We start from the raw sequence: 2,012 nt of genomic DNA, 5'->3' as shown, positions 1-2,012 counted from the left end.
CTGGGGGCGCACGCGCCGGTCGAGGTGGACGCCCACACGTCGCTGGCCAAGGCCATCCGCCAGATGAACGTCCACAACATCGGTTGCGTAATGGTGACCGACGATGATGACCGGCTGGTGGGCATCTTCACCGAGCGGGACGTGCTGGTGCGCGTGGCCGGGCTGGTGGACGATCTGGCCGGAACGCCGGTCAGCCGCTTCATGACGCCCGATCCGGTGGCCGTCCACGCCGACCTGCCCATCGCTCACGCGCTGCACCTGATGTCGGTGCACGGCTTCCGCCACCTGCCGCTGGTAGACGACGACCACCGGCCGGTGGGCATCGTCTCGTTCCGCGACGTGGTGCACTACCTGCACAACGGGCACGATAGACCGCAATGAAGCAATTCAACACGGATTTGCACGGATAAGACGGATTTAACGGATTGAACCTTTGGCCCAATCCGTTAAATCCGTCTTATCCGTCGGAATCCGTGTTTAATATTTCTGAAGGAGAGATGACATGAGTATCGGTATCGCCCCGGCGGCGACGGGGGAGGGCCGCGCTGTTGGTGAGATCGTCAACGACTTTTCCATCGTCGTGGCGACGGCCAACGGCACCGGCAGTCAGACCGCCAACCTGGCCATCCTGCGCGCGCTGTTCAAGATGGGCATCCCCGTCAACGGCAAGAACATCTTCCCGTCAAACATTCAGGGCTTGCCCACCTGGTATCACATCCGGCTAAGCCGCGACGGCTACACCGGCCGCCGCCACACGTCCGAGATTCTCGTCGCTTTCAACCAGACAACGGTAGTGCAGGACATCCAGACGCTGCCGGCCGGCGGCATCTGCCTCTACAACGGCGACTGGCGCACCGTGCCGCAGCGCGACGACATTACCTACTACGCCGTACCGGTCAACGAGTTCGTGCGCGACACGGGCACGAAGGGCAAGCTGAAGGACTACATCGCCAACATGGTCTACGTCGGCGCGCTGGCCCACCTGCTCGACATCCCGCTGGAGCGGCTGGATGAGGCGCTGGCCTTCCTATTCAAGGGCAAGCGCAAGACGGTGGACTCGAACATGGGCGTCGTGCGGCTGGCCTATGAGTGGGCGGCAGCGAACCTGGAGCGCAATCACCCCTACCGCGTCGCGCCGATGAACGAGACTGAGGGGCTGATCATGATGACCGGCAACGAGGCCGCCGCGCTGGGGGCCGTCTTCGGCGGCGTCACCTTCGCCGCCTGGTACCCCATCACCCCCTCCACCAGCGTCATCGACGCCCTGAACGACTATTTGGCGCAGTACCGCCGCGATCCCGAGACGGGCGAGGCGACCTATGCCGTCATCCAGGCCGAAGACGAACTGGCGGCCATCGGCATGGTCGTTGGCGCGGGCTTCGCCGGGGCGCGGGCCATGACGGCCACCAGCGGGCCGGGTATCTCGCTGATGGCCGAGTACGTCGGGCTGGCCTACTTCGCCGAAGTGCCGGCGGTCATCTGGGACATCCAGCGCGTCGGCCCCAGCACCGGCCTGCCCACGCGCACCAGCCAGGGCGACATCCTCTTCACCTACTACCTGGGCCACGGCGACACGAAGAACGTCATTTTGCTACCGGCGTCGTTGCGCGAGTGCTTCGACTTCGGCTATGGCGCGTTCGACCTGGCCGACCAGCTCCAGACGCCGGTCTTTGTCCTCAGCGACCTGGACTTGGGCATGAACAACTGGATGTCGGAGCCGTTCGCGTATCCGGCCGGGCCGGTGCAGCGGGGCAAGGTGCTCTCGGCCGAGGACGTGGCCGAGCGGGGCTTCGCCCGCTACAAGGACATCGACGGCGACGGCATTCCCTATCGCACCCTGCCCGGCAACCCCCACCCGCGCGCGGCCTACTTTGGCCGCGGCACCGGTCACAACGACGCCGCCGTTTACAGCGAGCGGCCGGAGGACTGGGAGAGCAACATGCTGCGGCTGGCGCGCAAGTTCGACACGGCGCGCTCGCTCGTGCCCGGCCCGGTCATCGACGAGGTGAAGG

The 2,012-nt window shown here is 65.6% G+C and carries 2 protein-coding genes; both read left to right on the top strand.

The annotated features are described in order from the left end of the window. A partial coding sequence (locus tag ACE3UY_RS12305; protein WP_374687811.1) for a cyclic nucleotide-binding/CBS domain-containing protein occupies positions 1–381 on the top strand: 381 nt, incomplete at its 5' end. Between the two features lie 121 nt (positions 382–502). Continuing rightward, a partial coding sequence (locus ACE3UY_RS12300) for a 2-oxoacid:acceptor oxidoreductase family protein (RefSeq protein WP_374687810.1) occupies positions 503–2,012 on the top strand: 1,510 nt, incomplete at its 3' end.

It is taken from the genome of Promineifilum sp. (SeqCode), assembly GCF_041918635.1.
Classification (GTDB): domain Bacteria; phylum Chloroflexota; class Anaerolineae; order Promineifilales; family Promineifilaceae; genus Promineifilum.
The sequence above is the reverse complement of the archived record's forward strand: the minus strand, read 5'-3'. Positions and strand labels throughout refer to the sequence as shown.